This is a genomic window from Terrisphaera buseokensis (assembly GCF_047521145.2).
Taxonomy (GTDB): Bacteria; Verrucomicrobiota; Verrucomicrobiia; order Opitutales; family Opitutaceae; genus ER46.
Genome location: NZ_CM134186.1, coordinates 786851 through 804311, shown reverse-complemented (window position 1 = coordinate 804311; position 17461 = coordinate 786851). Strand labels below are relative to the sequence as shown.

Here is a 17461-nt window from a genome sequence, read left to right as displayed (position 1 = left end):
GTCAACTCCGGCCGACGGCGAGCCCGTTTCGGCGGCGTGGCGAAACGCGGGCGCATTCCGCCACGGTCGGCCCTATTTCGACTTCGCTTTCTTCGCCCGCCGCTCCTGGACCGACGTCATCCCGAAGCTATCCAACTTCGGATCGCGCACGTTGGCGTAGCGGTCGAGCGCGCCTTGCAAGACCCTGGCGGCGGCCGCCGCCTCACCGGCAAGCGCCGCCACTTTCAACGGCACCTTCTCGTCGAGATCGTTTGCCAGGTCGTGAAACTCGCCCGTCCGGTAAAGTTTGTAGCGCGCGGTGAACGCCATCTCCCGCACCGTGAGCTCCTCGCGCTGCCGCGGCGAATACCAGCAATACACCCACTCCCGCGGCTGCCCTTTTTCGCCGCGCAGCTGCGGCAGGAAACTGCGGCCATCGAGCGGCACGCCGGCGGGGAGTTTCGCCCCCGCTGCTTCCACCACTGTCGGGAAAAAATCCGTCGAGTCCACGAGGCCGTGGTGGACCTTTCCGGCCGCAATTCCCGCCGGCCAGCTGGCGATCAGGGGCACGTGCATGCCTGCGTCCGTGGTCGTGCCCTTGCCACCGATGACGACGCGATCGCCCATCCGCGACGGCGTGCCGCGACCGGTGCCGTTGTCGCCGACGAAGATCAGCAGCGTGTTCTCGCGCACGCCGAGGGCGTCAAGCCGCGCGACGAGTTTACCGATCAGTTTGTCCATGTACTCCACCATCTCGCCGAAGTGCTTCACGTTCCGCTTGGCCTGCTCGCCCTGCAGGGTCGGATCCCAGTCGGGGCTGTCCGGCGTCGGCTGATACGGGTCGTGCGTCAGGATCATCGGATAATACACGAAGAACGGCGCGTCCTTTTTCCGCGCGACGAAGTCCATCACGTAGTCGTTGACGATATCCGGCCCGTACTCGCCCTTGGTGTAGTCCTTGGGGACACCGTTGATTTCAAGTCCGGGATTGGCATAGCGCGGCGGCCGGCGGGTGTGCTGCCAGAGGCAATACTCGTCGAAGCCGTACTTGCGCGGCAGGTTCAGATCCTCACCCAGCTGCCACTTGCCCGCGATGCATGTCGTGTAGCCGGCCTGCTTGAGCTGGTTGCCGAACGTGATCGCGTTCGGGTCCATGTTGCCAAAATTAATATAGTTTCGGACGTTGTAGAGCCCCGTCATCAACTGCACGCGGGTCGGCGTGCACAGCGGCTGGACGTAGCACTGCGTGAAACGCGCACCCGTCGCCGCGAGCTGGTCGAGCACGGGCGTGCGGTAGCTGGTGCCACCGTTTGCGCCGATCGTCTCGTAGCCGAGATCGTCGGCCATGATCAGGATAATGTTGGGCTTCGAGGCCGATCGCGCATTCGCAGCGAAGGACCCGAGCGGCGCAAGCGCCAGCACGACACAGACAAGGCGGATGAGAGAAGTTTTCATGGGGTAAAGGAGACAACCGAACGCGACCCTCCAGACAGGGTGGCCCACGGAACACACGGAATACACGGAAAACCGGCGGAGGATTTAGGATGAGGAATCAACGGGTGAGATCGCATCCGCACCGATTCTTTCCGTGCATTCCGTGTGTTCCGTGGGCAAACCCATCCGCCACTCTCGGAACGACGTCACGCGAGGATCGCTTTCACGACGTGTGCTTCCTCGACGCCGGTGAGCCGGACGTTGAGGCCGCGGAACTTGTGGCTGAAGCGCGCGTGATCGATGCCGAGGCAGTGCAGGATGGTCGCGTGCAGGTCACGCAGGTGCACGGGATTCTCCGTGATGTTGTAGCAGAAGTCGTCGGTCGCGCCGTACTCCATGCCGCCGCGAATGCCGCCGCCCGCGAGCCACACGGTGAACGCGCGGCCGTGATGGTCGCGGCCCATGCCGGGATCGCCGAGCTTCCCCTGGCTGAACACCGTCCGCCCGAACTCGGTCGCGAACACCACCAGCGTGTCCTCAAGCAGCCCGCGCTGCTTGAGATCCTTGATCAACGCCGCCGTGGGCTGATCGATGTCGTGGCACTGGTTGGGCAGCTGTTTCGCGATCGCGATGTGCTGATCCCAGCCGCGGTGGAAGAGTTGCACGAAACGCACGTTCCGCTCGAGCAGCCGGCGCGCGAGCAGGCAGTTCGCCGCGTAAGTGCCGGGCTTGCGCACCTCGGGTCCGTAGGACGCGATCGTCGCCGCCGACTCGCCGCTGATGTCGGTCAGCTCCGGCACCGACGTCTGCATCCGGAATGCCATCTCGTAGGCATCAATGCGCGCAATGGTCTCCGGGTCGCCGAGCTCGGCGGCGCGCTGGTGGTTGAGCACCGCGAGATCGTCGAGCAGCGCGCGCCGCTGCGGGCGGTCGACGCCCGGCGGATTGTTGAGATAGAGGACCGGATTGGCGCCCGGCCGCAGGCCGACGCCCTGATGCGACGCCGGCAAAAAGCCGCTGCCCCAGAGGCGCGAGAAGATGGGCTGGCCGGGATTCTTGCCCGTGCCCTGCGACACCATGGCGATGAAGGCCGGCAGGTTCTCGTTTTCCGTCCCGAGTCCGTAGCTCGCCCACGCGCCCATGCTGGCGTATCCAGGTAGCTGATTCCCGGTGTTCATGTAGGTGATCGCCGGATCGTGGTTGATCGCCTCAGTGTGCAGGCTCTTCACGATGCAGATGTCGTCCGCGATCGTCTGGATGTGCGGCAGCAGATCGCTGATCCAGGTGCCATGCTTGCCGCAACGCTTGCCGGGTTTCAGCGGCGGCACGACGGGATACGCGCTCTGGCCGCTGGTCATGCCGGTGAGACGCTGCGTGCCCTTGACCGAGGCCGGGATCTCGAGGCCCGCGTGCTGGTGCAGCATCGGCTTGTCGTCGAAGAGATCGACGTGCGACAGGCCGCCGCTCTGGAACAGGCAGAGCACGCGCTTCGCCTTCGGAGCAAAATGCGGCAGGCCGGGGAGCATCTGCGCGGTCCCTTTCGCTCCCGCTGCGCCGGTCACCGCGCGCGCGAGACTCGACGAAAGCAAGGAACCGAGCGCGATGCCGCCGATGCCGCGCGCAGCGCCGCCGATGAACGTGCGACGCGTGAGGTGTTGAAGATAATCGTGGGCGGGTTGCATGGCGGGGACGGGTTCAGAAATCGGAATTTTTACAGGAGCCAACGGAGGCCACGGAGAGAGACAGCCCGGACTCAGTTGCCTCCGTTACCTCCTGTAAAGTCCCGGAAGCTCGAGCGCAGCACGGTCGGCCTTTGTACCAACTGATCATATGGGTTGATTGATCGCCAGGCTCAGTTGCGAGTGACCGTCTCGCTGAGATTCAGCAGCAACGAAGCCACCTGCGTCCACGCCGCGTGGTCGGCGAGATCCAGCTTGGACGAACGCGGAGCTTCGCCGGCGGCGAGCAGCGCGCGGGCGGCAGGTTCATTTTTCGCGTAGCGCTCGCGTTCGCGCTGCAGGGCGCCCGCCACGACGCGGAGTTCATTTGCCTCCGGCGGACGCGACAGGCACTCGGCAAACGCCCACGCGACGCGGGCTGAGTCGTTGCCGCCCCGGGCCAGAATCTTCTCCGCAAACACCCGCGCCGCCTCGACGAACTGCACGTCGTTCAACAGCACGAGCGCCTGCAGCGGGGTCGTGGTATTGCCGCGCGCCACGGTGCAGACCTCGCGATTCGGCGCGTCGAACGCCGCCATGCTCGGCGGCGGCGCGGTGCGCTTCCAATAGGTGTACAGCGAACGTCGATACAGCTTGTCGCCGTGATCCTGCACAAAGGTCTGCGCCGTCGCCGGCGAGCTGCCATAGTGACTGACCTCGCGCCACAAATCGAACGGCAGGTACGGATTCACGCTCGGCCCGCCGACCTGCGGCACCAGCAGCCCCGAGACCTGCAACGCCGCATCGCGGACCAGCTCGGCCGGCAACCGAAAGCGCGGACCGCGCGCGAGCAGGCGGTTCTGCGGATCGCGCTCGAGCAGCGCGGGCGCGGCGACCGACGACTGCCGGTACGTCTCGCTCATGACCATTTGCGCCATGAGCCGCTTCACGTCCCAGCCGTGCTCCATGAAATCAACCGCCAGCCAGTCGAGCAGCTCGGGATGACTCGGCCATTCCCCCTGCGAACCGAAGTCCGCCGGCGTGGCGACGATGCCGGTGCCGAAGAGCTGTTTCCAAAATCGGTTCACCGCGACACGCGCCGTCAGCGGATTCTGCGGCATCGTGACCCAGCGGGCGAGACCGAGCCGATCCGCCGCCGCACCGTCACCCGGCAGTGGCAGCGCTGCGGGCGTGCCCGGAGTGACCTTTTCCGTGGGCTGCGTGTAATCACCACGATTCAGGATGAACGTGTCCCGCGGCTTGTCCGCCACGGCCATGACCATCGTCGAAAAGGGCTGCGTCAGCGCGGCGAGGCGCTCCTCCAGATTGGCGAGATCGACGCGCGCCCGCTTCAGCTCCACGGCGTGCTGCGCGCAGTACCGCCACAGCCGCTCGGTGGTGGCCGCATCGCGCGTCGCGTCCGGCACCGCCAGGGCCGCGACAATCTCCGTAGGCAGGTCCGTGCCGTCGTCGGTACCGGTGGTCACAAACACCTCCACCAACTCAGGGAGCAGCGACCGGCCCGCGCCGAAGTTCAGCTGCACGTTCAAAAACGGCGTGTCCGCCGCGCGCAACGGCTCGGCCAGCGTCGCGGTCAGGTGCACCGTCCCGCTTGCCGCCAGATCCGGCGACCAGCCGCTGTCGTTGCGTGGATCCAGGCAGCCGGCCGGCGGATTCGCCTCCTCCCAAGTGTTGGCCGTGACCCGCGAGATGCGACGCAACTTGTGCAGATCGATCTGATCACCGGGGATCTGGTCAGCGGAAATCGAAAGCGCTGTCAGACGAAACGTGCCCTTGCTGCGTTCGCTCTCCGCCGGCGCCATCTTCGTCTTGGCGGCCTTGGTTTTCGACGCCTGCGCCGCCGCGCGAGTGATCGGTCCCTTGCCCCAACCGCCACCGGGCAGCTCGGGCAACGGATACATCACCACGCGCAGCCCCGTGATGGGTGCCGAGAGCTTCGGCAGTTCAGCGGAAATATCGATCGCCGCCAAATCACCGGCCTGCCGGATGCGCACGCGGCGCGACTCCTCGACGTCGAGGTCGGCACGGTTGGGCGTGGACACCTTTGCCACCTTCACCGGGTGCAGCTCGAACCCGCGTCCGCGCGTGGCAAGTTGCTCGCGTTCCCGCGTGGCCCAACTGCGCAGCAACGCGTCGTCGCGGGTCACCAGCTGCGTCTTCAACGCGGCAATCCGCCGGCCAAGTTCCTTTTCCTCGTTGGCCTTCAGCACCGTCCGCGCCATCGCCATCGGCCCCGCATTCACGCCGGCGTTGCCGTCGAGCCCGCGGTCGCCGAGCGAGTTGAAGTAGGCGAAGAGTCGGTAGTAGTCCTTCTGCGTGATTGGATCGAACTTGTGATCGTGACACTGCGCGCAGGCGAACGTCAGCCCGAGCACGGCCTCGCCCAGCGTCTTCACGCGGTCGGCGTTGTAGTTGACGAGATTCTCCTCGGGGATCGTGCCACCCTCGTGGGTCGTCATGTTGTTGCGCTGAAATCCGGATGCAATCAGGTCAGCCTCGGTGCGATTCGGCAGCAGATCGCCCGCGATCTGTTCGAAGAGGAAACGGTCATACGGCTTGTTGTCGTTGAACGCCTGGATCACCCAGTCGCGCCACAGCCACATGTGCCGGCCGCCATCGATCGAGAAGCCGTTGGTGTCCGCATAGCGCGCGGCGTCGAGCCAGTCGAGGGCGAGCCGTTCGCCGAACTGCGGTCGCGCAAGGAGCCGCGCGACGAGGTTCTCATATGCCTTCGGATCGCGATCCGCGATGAAGGCCTCGACCTCGGCGGCCGACGGCGGCAGGCCGACGAGATCGAATGACAACCTGCGGATGAGCGTGCGACGATCCGCTGCGAGAGCGGGTTTCAGTCCCTCTTTCGTGAGCTGGGCGCGAACGAAGGCGTCGATGGCGGTCGATCCGGAAACCGGCAGCGCCGCTTTCTTTGGCGGCACGAACGACCAGTGCTCGGCATACGTCGCGCCCTCCTCGATCCACGTCTTGATCTTCTGCTTCTGATCGGGCGTGAGCGACCGGTGCGAATCCGGCGGTGGCATCACTTCCTCCTCGTCCGTGCTGGTGATGCGAATCCACGCCTCGCTCTTCGTGAGATCACGCGGGGTGATGGCCGTGAATCCATTGCGCTCGGTGAACGCCGACTCCGCCACATCGAGCCGCAGTTTGGCTTTGCGGCCCTTTTCGTCGAAGCCGTGACACGAGAAACAGTTCTCCGCGAGGATCGGCTTGATGTCGCGATTGTAGTCCACCGCCGCCGACGCGGCACTCGCGAGGACCAGAGCGGACAGGACGGAAAAGGATCGCACAGGGCTCATGCAGGGGAACGAAGTTTCGCGCAGTGAAAAGACTCCAGAGAATCGATTCCGGGGTGGTTTCTGACCACAAAAAACGACCGGGGTCGCACGAAAGGGTGCAGGCGGGACGCCTGCGCTCCCATGCCAAAAGCCACGGGAAAATTCAAAAGCCAGGAAGCCAGGACAGTTCATGGCTTCCTGACTTCTGAATTAGCTCCCTCTTTGGGCTCGAGCGCTCAATCACCAGCGCGCGGGTAAACCGCGCCCTTACCGTCGTCACTAAAAACCGTACGTCGCCCGCAAGGTCCACGAGTGCCGCACACGCGGCAGGAGGTAGCGCACGATCACGCCGGGCGCGGTAGCTGAATACGGAAGCCGATCTTCCTGACCGAAGAGGTTTTCCACGTTCAGCTGCAGGTCGAGGGACTGGCCGCGCGGGAGTGCGAAACGCTTACCCAGCATACCGCTCCACGTGATCGCGCTGCGCCCGGGAATGACGGCGTCGCCGTTGGCCGCGTCGTAACCGATCACGGCGGGGCCGCGGTAGTTGGCCCCGAGTCCGGCCCGCACGCCGCGCACGAACCACGGGGCGTCGTTGGCGAACCGATAGCTCGTGAACGCGTTGGACGTGTGCTCGACGTGCGCAAAGGGAGACTTGCCCGTGCCGCGCAGAAACGGATCGGCGACCGAGAGACTGTACGCGTAAACGTCGGCGAACGTCGCCGGGTTGGTGACGAAGTCGCGCTGCGGCGTGGCGTCGCGCGTGCGCACGAAGGTCGCGACGACGGCGGGCGTGTCGTCGAGGCGCGCCGTGCTTTTTTCCCAATCCGCCTTCACGCTGCTGAGGAAGGCCATCGAATCGGAAAGAATGTTGGCCTGCTTGAGCTGGTTGCGGGCGACATTGAGCGTGATGCTCCAGCCCGGGGCGAGGCGGCCGGTGATCTCGATCTCGGATCCACGGCCCGCGAGGTCGGAGGCGTCGCGCGCTTGCGACTCGGAGTTGAGGAGCGTGATGCCCGCGGCGGTGACGGATGCGGGGAGCGGCTGGCCGCGGGCGCGGAGCGTCGTGAGCACGGCGTTCGAGGCGGTGGAAATATTGTTCTTGGGCGCGTTGAGCGCGGGCTGGAACTGGTTGGCGCCGTCGGCGCGATAGAGGTTCACGTTGGCCGAAAGGCGGCCGCCCAGGAGCATGAGGCGCACGCCGTAGTCCTGGCCGTCGCCCTCGATGGGCGGCAGCACTTGGGCGAAGATATCCTTGAAGGCGCCCTGCGGAAACACGCTCTGCGACCGGTTGTAGGACAGGCCCAGCCACGGCAGCGCGGTGACGACGGCGCCGAGCGTCTTGGTCGCGCCGGTGTTCGAGGTGAGCGTTGCGCCCTCGAAGCGGTACGGTCGCACCAGCCAGGCATTGGTGGAATTGGGCAGGCGCTCGCCGCCAGCGTTGGCATCCATCACTTCGGCGCGGTCACGGCGGTAGCCGCCGGTGAGCACGACTCGATCGCCGGCCCAGCGGCTCTGGAGGGCGAGCATGCCGCTGGTGTTCTTCTGCGCGACCCACGGGTAGAGGTTATTGAAGACAAAGCCGGCCTTCATGCCCGGTGACTCCGGGATCGGATTGGCCCACGCGTCCAGACCACCGCGCGCACCGCCGGGTTTGTTGAATTCGAGATAAGTGCGGCGGAGGATCGTGTTGGTCGCGGAATCGATCGGCTGAGAGTTGCCGGGGGCGAGGTTGAACTCGGCGATGTTACCGTTGCCGAAATAGCTGCGTTCCTTCTGCCACGCGGCGGCCAGGCTGTGCCGTCCGAGCCACGCGCGCCGGCGCGAGAGATCAAGTTCATAGCCGACGGTGGCGCGCCACGTCTCGCTGCGTTGATCGAAGAGCTGGCGCACGGCCTGCGACTGCACGTACGGCAGGCCGGCAAAGGGATTGGTGCGCGCGATGTCGGGCAGCAACGTGCCGGGCAGGCGACCCGCCGCGATCACGGAGTCGCCGTCGGCAAAATAGGCGCCGGGCAGGACGGGATTGGGATCGCCGACGGCATTGGCGTTGGGCTGCGTGAAGCCGCGGAAATACGTGGTGCGCGCGTAGCCGAGTTCGATGTTCACGGGACCGACCCGTTGGTCGATGAACGCGGACGCGAGCGTGTAGTCGTTGTTGGTGCTGCGCCCGGGGCCGGCGAGGTAGGCCGTGGCGGGAATCACCTGTCCGTAAAACGGATCGTCGACCGTGCCGCCCGAGGGCGCGGCACCCGCGCTGATCGTTTCCCAGAAGCCGGGCGCCTGCGTGCCCGCCAGATCGGGCCGCATGTCGGCGCCCGTGGTGGAAAGGCGGAACGGCTGCGCCCGCACCTGCGGTGCGTAGACGACCTGCAGCGTGTTGATCGTACGTAAAAGCGTGGGCGCGGGATTCGTGCCGGGCAGCGGATTGCCGCCCAGCGGCGCGCCGCCCTTGACCCAACGCGAATAGCCGAAGTCCGCGTGCGGAAAACTCCCGCCCGTCACCTGCTCGCGGATCATGCGCTCCACCCCGGCGCGCACCTGCGTGTGCTTGAAGGGCTGATACGTCACGGCGACCGCGAGGCCCTTGGCCTTGAGCATCTCCGACTCCCACCAGCCGCCGCGGTCCTCCCACATGGCGTTGGTGCGGAGGGCGAGCTTGTCCTTGATGATCGGAAATGCGAAGTCGGCTTCGCTGCGTTTTTTCGCGAAACGACCGACGGTGAACTGCGCGGATTTCTGGCGACCGTTGAGCACGGCGCGCTTGGAATTGAGGTTGAACGCGCCACCGGGCCGGCTCGCGCCGTAGAGGATGGAATTGGGGCCGCGGCTCACGTCGGCGCGATCCACGTTGAAGCGATCGTTGGCCAGGATGCCGCGGTTCTGGACCATGTTGGGCAGATAGTCGCGCGTGATGACGGATTCCGTGAAGCCGCGGATCGTGGCGCGCACGTCCCACGCCTGCCCGAGCCCGCCACTGGAATCGGTGCGCTCGCTGTCGGAGCTCATGGCGAACTTGAGCATGTCGCCCACGTTCTCCGCGCCGATGTCGTCGAGAAATTCCTTCGTGAGCACGGAGATCGCCGCGGGCGTGTGGAACAGCGACGTGTTCATGCGCGTGCCCGAGAGCGTGTTCGCCGCGCGATAGCCGTCATCGCCCTCGGTCGACACCAGAAACGGCGTGAGCTGGACGGGGTCCTTGCCTTTTTCTGCGGGAGGAGTGGCGGACTGGGCCAGCGCCGCCGCGTGGGCAACGGCCACCAGCACCGCGGCCCGCAGGCACGATCGAGTGGGGGTAATCATGGGGTAGGCCGACACTGAAAACGTGAAGCACGCGCCCATGCAAACCTTGATCGGGGACGAGGACGTGCGAGGCCTCTTTTTAAATGGCATTGGCACAGGAGGCAACGGAGGGAACGGAGAAGGGTCTGAACCTCGCCAAACGCTGCTACCGGAAAAGGTGAATCCAGAAGCCATGAAGCCAGGAGCCCGATTCCTGGTTTCCTGGCTTCTGAATTTTTCCTCTTGAAGGAACCAGGGAACAGACCGAACGAGCACGAACCGTCACCGCGCCTCGCCCGCCGTATTCTCCGTTCCCTCCGTTACCTCCTGTAAAAAGCCTCCCCGCCCCCGCCTTGCCCTACGCAATTCCACGCATGCCCCGGGCTTCCTCCGGTTTTCGGATGGCCTCTCGTCGAACGAATTCAACACTCGGAGCCTCCGCTTCCCGATGGTTCACGTTCGTTCTTCGCTCTTCTCCGTCCTGCATGGCCTGTGCGTCGCCGCCGCGATCAGCCACGCCCAGCCGGCGCCTGCCGATCTCAGCGGCCTGCGCCTTGGAACCGCATCCGCTCCGGCGACGAGCGAGCCGCTGGCGTCGGTTCGCGCCCTCGCCCCCCAGCAGCAACGCGCCCGCGCCGCGGAACACGTGAGCCAACTGTCCTCGCGCCCGTCCCGCACCGCCGCCGAGAACGAACTCAACACGGTGCTCGGATTGTACACGGTGACGCGCCTCGACGAATTGCGTGAAGCCAGTGCGACGCTCGACGCCGCGCTGGACGATGCGAGGCCGTGGGCCGCGGAAGGCCTGCGCGCCCGCCGCCTGCTGCGCCTCGCGGACCAGCTTGCGCATGGCGCACCCGCCGCCAAGGCGGCGACGCTCCAGGAATTGGATACGCTGTTTCGCGAGGCGCTGCGCGGCGGACCGCTGGGCGCAACCACGCTGTGCGTGACCCTCGACGCGGTGCAGACCCACGCTTGGGCGCTGGCCGAGAGCGTGCCGCCGGCCGAGCTGGCCCGGCGCATCAACGGCTGGGTGGAATCATTCGTGCCCGTGTTTCCCAACGACGCCACCGCGCTGCGCCGCGCCGCCCAGTTGCACGCGAAGCTGGGAGTGATCGCGCGCTGGAAAGACGACGCCCCCACGGCAACGGATCAGGCCGCGCGTGGCGGCGAACTCGACGGCGCGCTCATCGCCGTTGCCACCGCGCCGTCGCACGATCTGCTCATGGCCGCGCAACACCGGCTCTGGAAAGGCGATGTCGCGGGTGCGCGCGCGCTGGTCTTGAAGCTGGAAGGACGCCCGCTGCCGACACGGTTCGCCGGCTCCGGCTCCGCCGAACGCGTGCGCGATGACTGGATACGCTTCGGCCTGCTCTATCACGCCATCGGCGCGGCCGAGAGCGACGCGAGCCGGAAGGCACGCCAGCAGGCGATCGCAACGCTACCCGCCCGACCGAATCTGGCGGAGGCCGTGCTGCAGACACCCGATGCCGCGTCCGTGGTGCTGGACACGGAGCTGACGATCCTCGAGATCCGGCACGACCAGCGCCGGCTGGGGCTGGCCCGCGACGCCCTGTTTCTCGCCCGGCTGCAACAGGCCGTCGCGAAGCTCGTGTTCCTCGCCAACGTCGAGCCGCTCCCGCTGTCGAAGCTGCTCGCCGCCTGTGTATCTGGTTCCCGCCGCGGCGTGAACGAGGCCGCGGAGGAACTGGCCCGCGACCTGCCGATGAAGGCGCTCACGAGTCGCTGGTTTGTCAACGAGGCGAAGCATCACGAAGCAACGAAGGCCCGGCTGGCCGGGCTGGCCGAGGCCGAGAAAGCGCTGCTGCACTGGGTGGCGCGTGAGCCGCACAATGGCGCCTTCGAGCGCGACACGGCCGCGCTCGTGATCAACGCCCTGCACCGCGGCCTGGTCGCCGCGGTGGCGCAGACGCATACGATGCGCTTCGGTGATCCGGGCTTCGCGGCGGCAACGACGCTGCCGCTGTTCGGGGTGTCAGCCGCGCAAGGCGAGACCCGCCCCATCATGCCGGCCCCATTCGCGGCCTCGTGGAGCGCACTGCAGTTCGAACTGTGTATCGGCTTTCTCGATGCCGTCGCCCTCACCTCCAAGGTCGATGGATTCAAGGCCCACCACGCGACTGCCGCCACCCTGCAGCGGCTGGCCGCGAAGCTGGATCCGACACGCGGCCAGGACCTCGTCGCCGTCACCACCCACTTCAACGCGCAGATGAGAAAAGCCGAGGAAGCCGCCGCCGCCGCGCGCGAAGCCCGGCTCGCCGAGGAACGACGCCGCGCCGAGCAAGCGCGGCTCGCCCGCGAGGCAGCCGAGACCGAGTCCCGCCGGCAGGCCCAGGCCGCGCAGCAGGCGCAGGCATCCCAGGCGCAGGCCGCAGCCCAGCCACGCTTCCGCTGGTGCATGCGCTGCGCCGGCACCGGCACCTACGCGCAATACGTCGACGAAACCAACTACGGCCGCACGTCCCGGGTGCAGAAACAGGTGCGCTGCGACCGCTGCTACGGTTCGGGCAAGCTGCCGTGAACGCCGGGGCGGGCACTGAAAACCGGGATTGAACCACCGAGACACGGAGGCACGAAGAAGACGTGCTGAGCCGGAGGGTGTACTTCAGGATTAGACTGCCGTCGGAGCGAAATCACCGACAGCCCCGACCGATACCGGCCTCGGTCACGCGCGGAGTTCTGTCAGCCAGCCGCTGTCAATCCCAGCTGTCTTCTCTGTGCTTTCGTGCCTCTGTGGTTCAACTCCGACCGGGAATTGGCGTACAACGTCGCCCGCGCCGCGCACTCACTGCTTCCGCTTGCCCTTTTTCGGCGTCGCGTCCGGCGGCGGCGGATCGGTGAACGCGAGCTTCGTCGTCGTCTCAAGCTGCGTCGTCCACAGCGCCGCCAGCTCGCGGACTTTCTCCGGCCGCGTCTTGGCCAGGTCGTTCTGCTCTCCGCGATCGCGGCTCAAATCATAAAGTTCCCACTCGCCCTTCGCGAGCGCGACGAGCTTCCAGTCACCGGCGCGCAGCGCGCGGTTGCCCTCGTGCTCCCACCACAGGAAGTCATGCGGCACCGCGACGTCCTTCGCGAAGGCGGGCGCAAAACTGCGGCCGGGCGCAGCGGGCACGGCGTGGCCCTTGATCGTGGCGGGCTTCGTGGCGCCGGTGAGTTCGAGCACCGTCGGGAGGACGTCGACGAGATGCGTGGGGCTGTGCCGCAGCTCGCCGCGCGCCGCGATGCCGGCAGGCCAGTGCACGATGAGCGGCGTGGCGATCCCGCCCTCGTGCACCCAGGTCTTGTGCCGGCGGAACGGCGTATTCGCCGCGCTCGACCAGCCCGGTCCGAGACAGAGAAAGGTCTTGGCCGAACCCATGGGGGCGGACTGGTCGTGGCCGTCACCGCGCACCATCATCTCGGCGCTCGCACCGTTGTCGGAGGCGAAAAGGATCAGCGTGTTCTCGTACGCGCCCATCGCCTTGAGCTGCGCGATCAAGCGGCCGATCTCCTGATCCATCCGATCCACCATCGCGGCATGAATCGCCATCTTGGCCGCCTGGAACTTGCGCTGCGCGGCGCTCAACTCGCTCCACGGCACCGGCCGGTTCACCTCGTCGGGCCCCAGCTTCACGATGTCATCGGGAAACGAATACGGCGGGCCCACGTCGCGCTCCATCGGCGGCAGCGCGTGCGCGACAAGGCCGGCCTCTTTCTGCCGCGCGTGGCGTGCCTCCGCGATCGCGTTCCAGCCCTGCCCGTAGGTGTCACGGTACTTCGCGATGTCCGCGGCCGGCGCGTGCAGGGGAAAGTGCGGCGCGGTAAAACACAGGTACTGGAAGAATGGCTGGCCGGCGAATTTCTCCGCGTGTTCCTTGAGGTACTTCATGGCGTGCTCAGCCGTGGCGGTCGTCACGTAGTAGTCGGGCGTCTGCACATTCGGCACGCCGTCGTCGGTATTGCCCGGCGCCTTGAAGAAATTGTTCTGCCCGTTGCCGATTTCGAAGCTGTGGTCGAAGCCGTTCTGCAGCGGCTTGCCGTCGATGTGCCACTTGCCGGCGTGATAGGTGCGATAGCCCGCGGGCCGCAGGAATTCCGTCAGGAGTGGAGCCCACGCCGGCCGCGTGCCCCGGCCTCCGCTCGGGATGCCCGTCACCACGTCGCGGCGCACTTGTTGCGCGTAGTAACCGGTCATCACCGCGGCGCGCGACGGCCAGCAGCGCGCGGTGTTGTACGCCTGCGTGAAACGCAGTCCGCCCCGGGCGAGGGCGTCGAGATGCGGCGTCGCAATCTCGCCGCCATAGCAGCCAAGATCCGAGTAACCGAGATCGTCAGCCAGGATGATCAGGATGTTGGGCCGGCGCGGCTCGGCCGCAACGACGGCGGCCAGCGACAGGAGGAACGCACACCACACAAGGACGGATTTCATCGGGGTAAACAGCTCGCCGAAGAACGCCCCCACGCCCGAGAAACGCAAGCCCACCGACGTCAAACGGGGCAAGGCGCTGTCAGCAGCAATCCGACATCCGGCTCCCGTGTTTCAAGTTTCGTCCCGACCCCGAGGTGTTGCGGTGGCGATCACTTCGGCGCAGGCAGCAGGCCGACGGCGTCGATTTCGTTCGCTCCGCGAACCCGGGCGGTGATCGGCGCGAGCGCGGCCTCCGCTCCGGCGCGATCGTCCTGCACCAGCAGGGCCTCGGCCAGGAGCAATCGCGCGCGGGACGACCGGGGAGACTCCACGACGAGGGAACGCGCGGACGCTGCGGCGCGGGCAACCTGGCCGGCCGCTTCCGTGAACAACCGATCCTGGCACGAGAGAAAAGACTGCACGCGCTGGGCGCTGCGGCGCAGGGCGCTCGCGTCGGTCAGCGCCAACGCAAGCGACGTCATCCGTTCCTCGGGTGAACGCGCCTCCGTCGGCGCGCGCAGGCGGATGCGCAACGGGCCGGTGGCAGTCACCGGTTGGCCCGCGCCCGCAGCGGGCAATCGCGCCACGAGCGTGTAGTCACCGGGCGCAATTCCGCCCGTAGCGCGCGGCGGCGTCAGCGCCAGACGTCGTCGGGCGTTCTCAACCAGTTCGAAGAAATAAGTGCGTGGCTGCAGCGACTCGAACGTCACCTCCCCCACTGGCCGCGCGCCCCGCCGCGCCACTCGGCGGCGAGCGGTTTCCGTCGGGACCGTGCAGCTCGACGCTCACCGCGCGGCCAAACTCTTCGTTCTTTGTATCGAAGATTACGCTACGGGGTGCGTCTGCGGTGTCGCGCAACGCCACCGTCACTCCGACAATGAAGGGATCGTCGGCGCGCCATTGCTCGGATGCCGGCGTGACCCGGGCAAGCCGGAGCCAGGGGTCGCCCGCGCACGCCATCGACCCCGCGAGAATGGCGCAGGCGAGGAATCGCAGGGCCTTCATCGATTGATTTTCCACGACAGCTTGTACGTGGCCCGGCCGCCGACGAGCTGCCACGTCTTTGGGTGACCGACCCATGTCCGCGACAACTGAAACCACCAACCAGAAACGAGGCGGCCGCGTTGCCCGGTCCCCGAACCCGGACGTTTGCCCCTTGTGGTCGCGCGCGTCGTCGCAACAGAGTTGCCCATGAATGACGGCCAGAGTCAGGCCAGGGAACTCGTCGCTCGCGCGTGTTCGCGGCTGAGCACCGTGGTGCTCGGCACCGCGGGCGCAGACGGTGAGCCCGAGAGCTCGGTTGCAGCGGCCATCCTCGACGAGTCCGGCGCGTTCATCGTGTACGTCAGCGGCCTGGCAGCCCACACGCGGAACCTGCGCGTCAATCCGCGGGCGAGCGTGCTGCTGGCCGAGGATGAAGCCGAGGTCAGCCACCCCTTCGCCCGCCGCCGGCTCTCGTTCGCCTGTTCCGCTCATTCCATCGCGCGCGAAGCCCCGGACTACGCACCGCTCGTCGCAGCCCTGCGGCAAAAATTCGGCGCCACCGTCGATATGATCGCGAGCCTGCCGGATTTTACCCTCGTCCGTCTCGTCCCCCAACGCGGCCGCGTCGTGGCCGGTTTCGGCGCCGCGTTCGACGTCAATCCTCGTGACTGGCATCGGCCGGACCGGTTGCAACTCACCGCCGTCGGGCCGCAGGCCAGGTAGGCGCGCTCCCAGCCGAGTCGCAGCGCAGCTGCAGTCTGGCGAAGCGGAGTTCACCTGTTCGGCGAGGGAAAACTATCGTGCGCCCGCGGGTGCAGGCTTGAGTCGAGCGCGTGCCGGAGCGAAACCAACCTCAGCGTTTTACCTCCCGTACCGCACTTCGAGCCGGCCCCGCCCGCACCTTTCATCATCGTGAAATTTTCCGTTCTCCTCGGATCCGTGCTGCTCATCTCGAGCTTCTGCTCCGCTCAATCGCGCGCACCGGAGTGGAAGGCCGGCGTCGCCACGCGCAAGCTCACGCCCGATGGCCCCATCTGGCTGGCGGGCTACGCGAATCGCACCGCGCCGTCTGACGGCGTCGACCTCGATGTGTTCGCCAAGGCGCTCGCGCTCGACGACGGCCACGGCGGACGCATCGTGATTGTCACGCTCGATCTCATCGGCGTGCCGCCCGAACTGCGCGCGTTCGCCGAGCGCGAGAGCGCGCAGCACTTCGGCCTGAAACCCCACGAGCTGCTGCTCAATGCCTCGCACACGCACAGCGCCCCGCAGGTCTCGCCGGATCGCATGGTGCTCGAACGCACGTTCAGCCGCGCCGCCAAAACAGCGGACGTCGATGCGGTGAACGCGTTTCAGACCTTCCTCCAGCGCACGGTCGTCGACGTGATCGGCGAAAGCCTCCAGGCGTCGGCTCCCGCCCGCCTCGAGTTCAACCAGGCGCGCGCCGGCTTCGCGATGAACCGGCGCCGGCTCGAACCCAACGGCACGTACTCGAACAATCCGAATCCCACCGGCCCCGTCGATCACGACGTGCCCGTCCTGCGCGTGATCGGCGCCGACGGCAAGCTGCGCGCCGTGCTGTTCGGTTACGCGTGTCACAACACCACGCTCGGCGGCAGCCGGATCAGCGGCGACTACGCGGGCCACGCGCAACGCTTCCTCGAAGCCGCGCACCCGGGCGCGACCGCGCTTTTCATGATGGGCTGCGGCGGTGATCAAAACCCGTATCCGCGCGGCGCCATGGTGCCCGGCCAGCCCGTCGAGCAACTCGCGGAACAACACGGCCGCGCGCTCGCCAACGCGGTGTTCACGGCACTCGCCGCCCGGCCGCGCCCGGTGCCGGGACCGTTGCGGGCCGCGCTGGCCGACGCCCTGCTCGACTACGAGCCGCTCTCGGCGAAGGAGCTCGAGACGTTCAACGCCACCGAGCACACCCCGCCGATCCTGCAACGCGCCCAGGCCCTGCGCGCCGCGCTCCAGAAAGGCGAACGGCCCGCCGCGCTGCCCTGTCCCGTACAGGTCGTGCAGTTCGGCCCCGCGCTCACGCTGGTCGCGATCGGCGGCGAGGTGGTCGTCGACTATTCGCTGCGAATCAAACGCGAGCTGAAGGGCGAGGCCGACGTCTGGGTCGCGGGCTATTCGAATCATGTCTTCGGCTACCTCGGCAGCCGTCGCGTGATCGAGGAAGGCGGTTACGAGGGCATCGGCGCCAACATCCGCATCCTGAATCATCCGGGGCGGTTCACGTTCGCCGCCGAGGACGTCATCATGGCCAAGGTGCACGAGCTGCGGCGGAGCCTCGGACCTTGAACCGCCGGGTCGGACCGTTGCGTACGTGGGTCCACGTAGCGACCGCCCCCGGGCGGCATCCGTTCTCGCTTTCTATGCGATCCCCGCGACGCAAG

The 17461-nt window shown here is 67.0% G+C and carries 9 protein-coding genes; 3 read left to right on the top strand and 6 right to left on the bottom strand.

Going from position 1 to position 17461, the window contains the following annotated elements:
* Positions 1-72: 72 nt before the first annotated feature.
* The 4 genes from ACLJEU_RS02935 to ACLJEU_RS02920 form a co-directional block, all read right to left on the bottom strand.
* On the bottom strand, positions 73-1434 hold the full coding sequence (locus ACLJEU_RS02935; RefSeq protein ID WP_414664510.1) for a sulfatase-like hydrolase/transferase: 1362 nt from the start codon (positions 1432-1434) through the stop codon (positions 73-75).
* A 185-nt stretch (positions 1435-1619) separates the two neighbouring features.
* Positions 1620-3095 (bottom strand): DUF1501 domain-containing protein, encoded by a 1476-nt coding sequence (locus tag ACLJEU_RS02930; RefSeq protein ID WP_414664509.1) that lies wholly within the window; start codon positions 3093-3095, stop codon positions 1620-1622.
* Positions 3096-3265: 170 nt separating this feature from the next.
* Positions 3266-6403 (bottom strand): PSD1 and planctomycete cytochrome C domain-containing protein, encoded by a 3138-nt coding sequence (locus tag ACLJEU_RS02925; RefSeq protein WP_414664508.1) that lies wholly within the window; start codon positions 6401-6403, stop codon positions 3266-3268.
* 258 nt (positions 6404-6661) lie between these two features.
* Complete coding sequence (locus ACLJEU_RS02920) at positions 6662-9685, bottom strand: TonB-dependent siderophore receptor (protein WP_414664507.1); 3024 nt, start codon at positions 9683-9685, stop codon at positions 6662-6664.
* Between the two features lie 427 nt (positions 9686-10112).
* On the opposite strand from ACLJEU_RS02920, the gene ACLJEU_RS02915 reads away from it, so the two are divergent.
* Positions 10113-12206 carry a hypothetical protein gene (locus ACLJEU_RS02915; RefSeq protein WP_414664506.1) on the top strand — a complete coding sequence of 698 codons (2094 nt, stop codon included), beginning with the start codon at positions 10113-10115 and terminating at the stop codon, positions 12204-12206.
* 264 nt (positions 12207-12470) lie between these two features.
* On the opposite strand, the gene ACLJEU_RS02910 is transcribed toward ACLJEU_RS02915, so the two are convergent.
* A complete protein-coding gene (locus ACLJEU_RS02910) occupies positions 12471-14093 on the bottom strand; it encodes an arylsulfatase (RefSeq protein WP_414664505.1) in 1623 nt (540 codons plus the stop codon).
* Between the two features lie 149 nt (positions 14094-14242).
* Positions 14243-14782 (bottom strand): tetratricopeptide repeat protein, encoded by a 540-nt coding sequence (locus tag ACLJEU_RS02905; protein WP_414664504.1) that lies wholly within the window; start codon positions 14780-14782, stop codon positions 14243-14245.
* A gap of 448 nt (positions 14783-15230) precedes the next feature.
* Between ACLJEU_RS02905 and ACLJEU_RS02900 the strand changes: the two genes are divergently transcribed.
* Both ACLJEU_RS02900 and ACLJEU_RS02895 read left to right on the top strand, forming a co-directional pair.
* Entirely contained in the window at positions 15231-15779 is a 549-nt protein-coding gene (locus ACLJEU_RS02900; protein WP_414664503.1) for a HugZ family pyridoxamine 5'-phosphate oxidase, read from the top strand.
* 189 nt (positions 15780-15968) lie between these two features.
* Positions 15969-17366, top strand: coding sequence for a neutral/alkaline non-lysosomal ceramidase N-terminal domain-containing protein (locus ACLJEU_RS02895; protein ID WP_414664502.1), 1398 nt, complete (start codon positions 15969-15971; stop codon positions 17364-17366).
* The last annotated feature ends 95 nt before the right edge of the window (positions 17367-17461 follow it).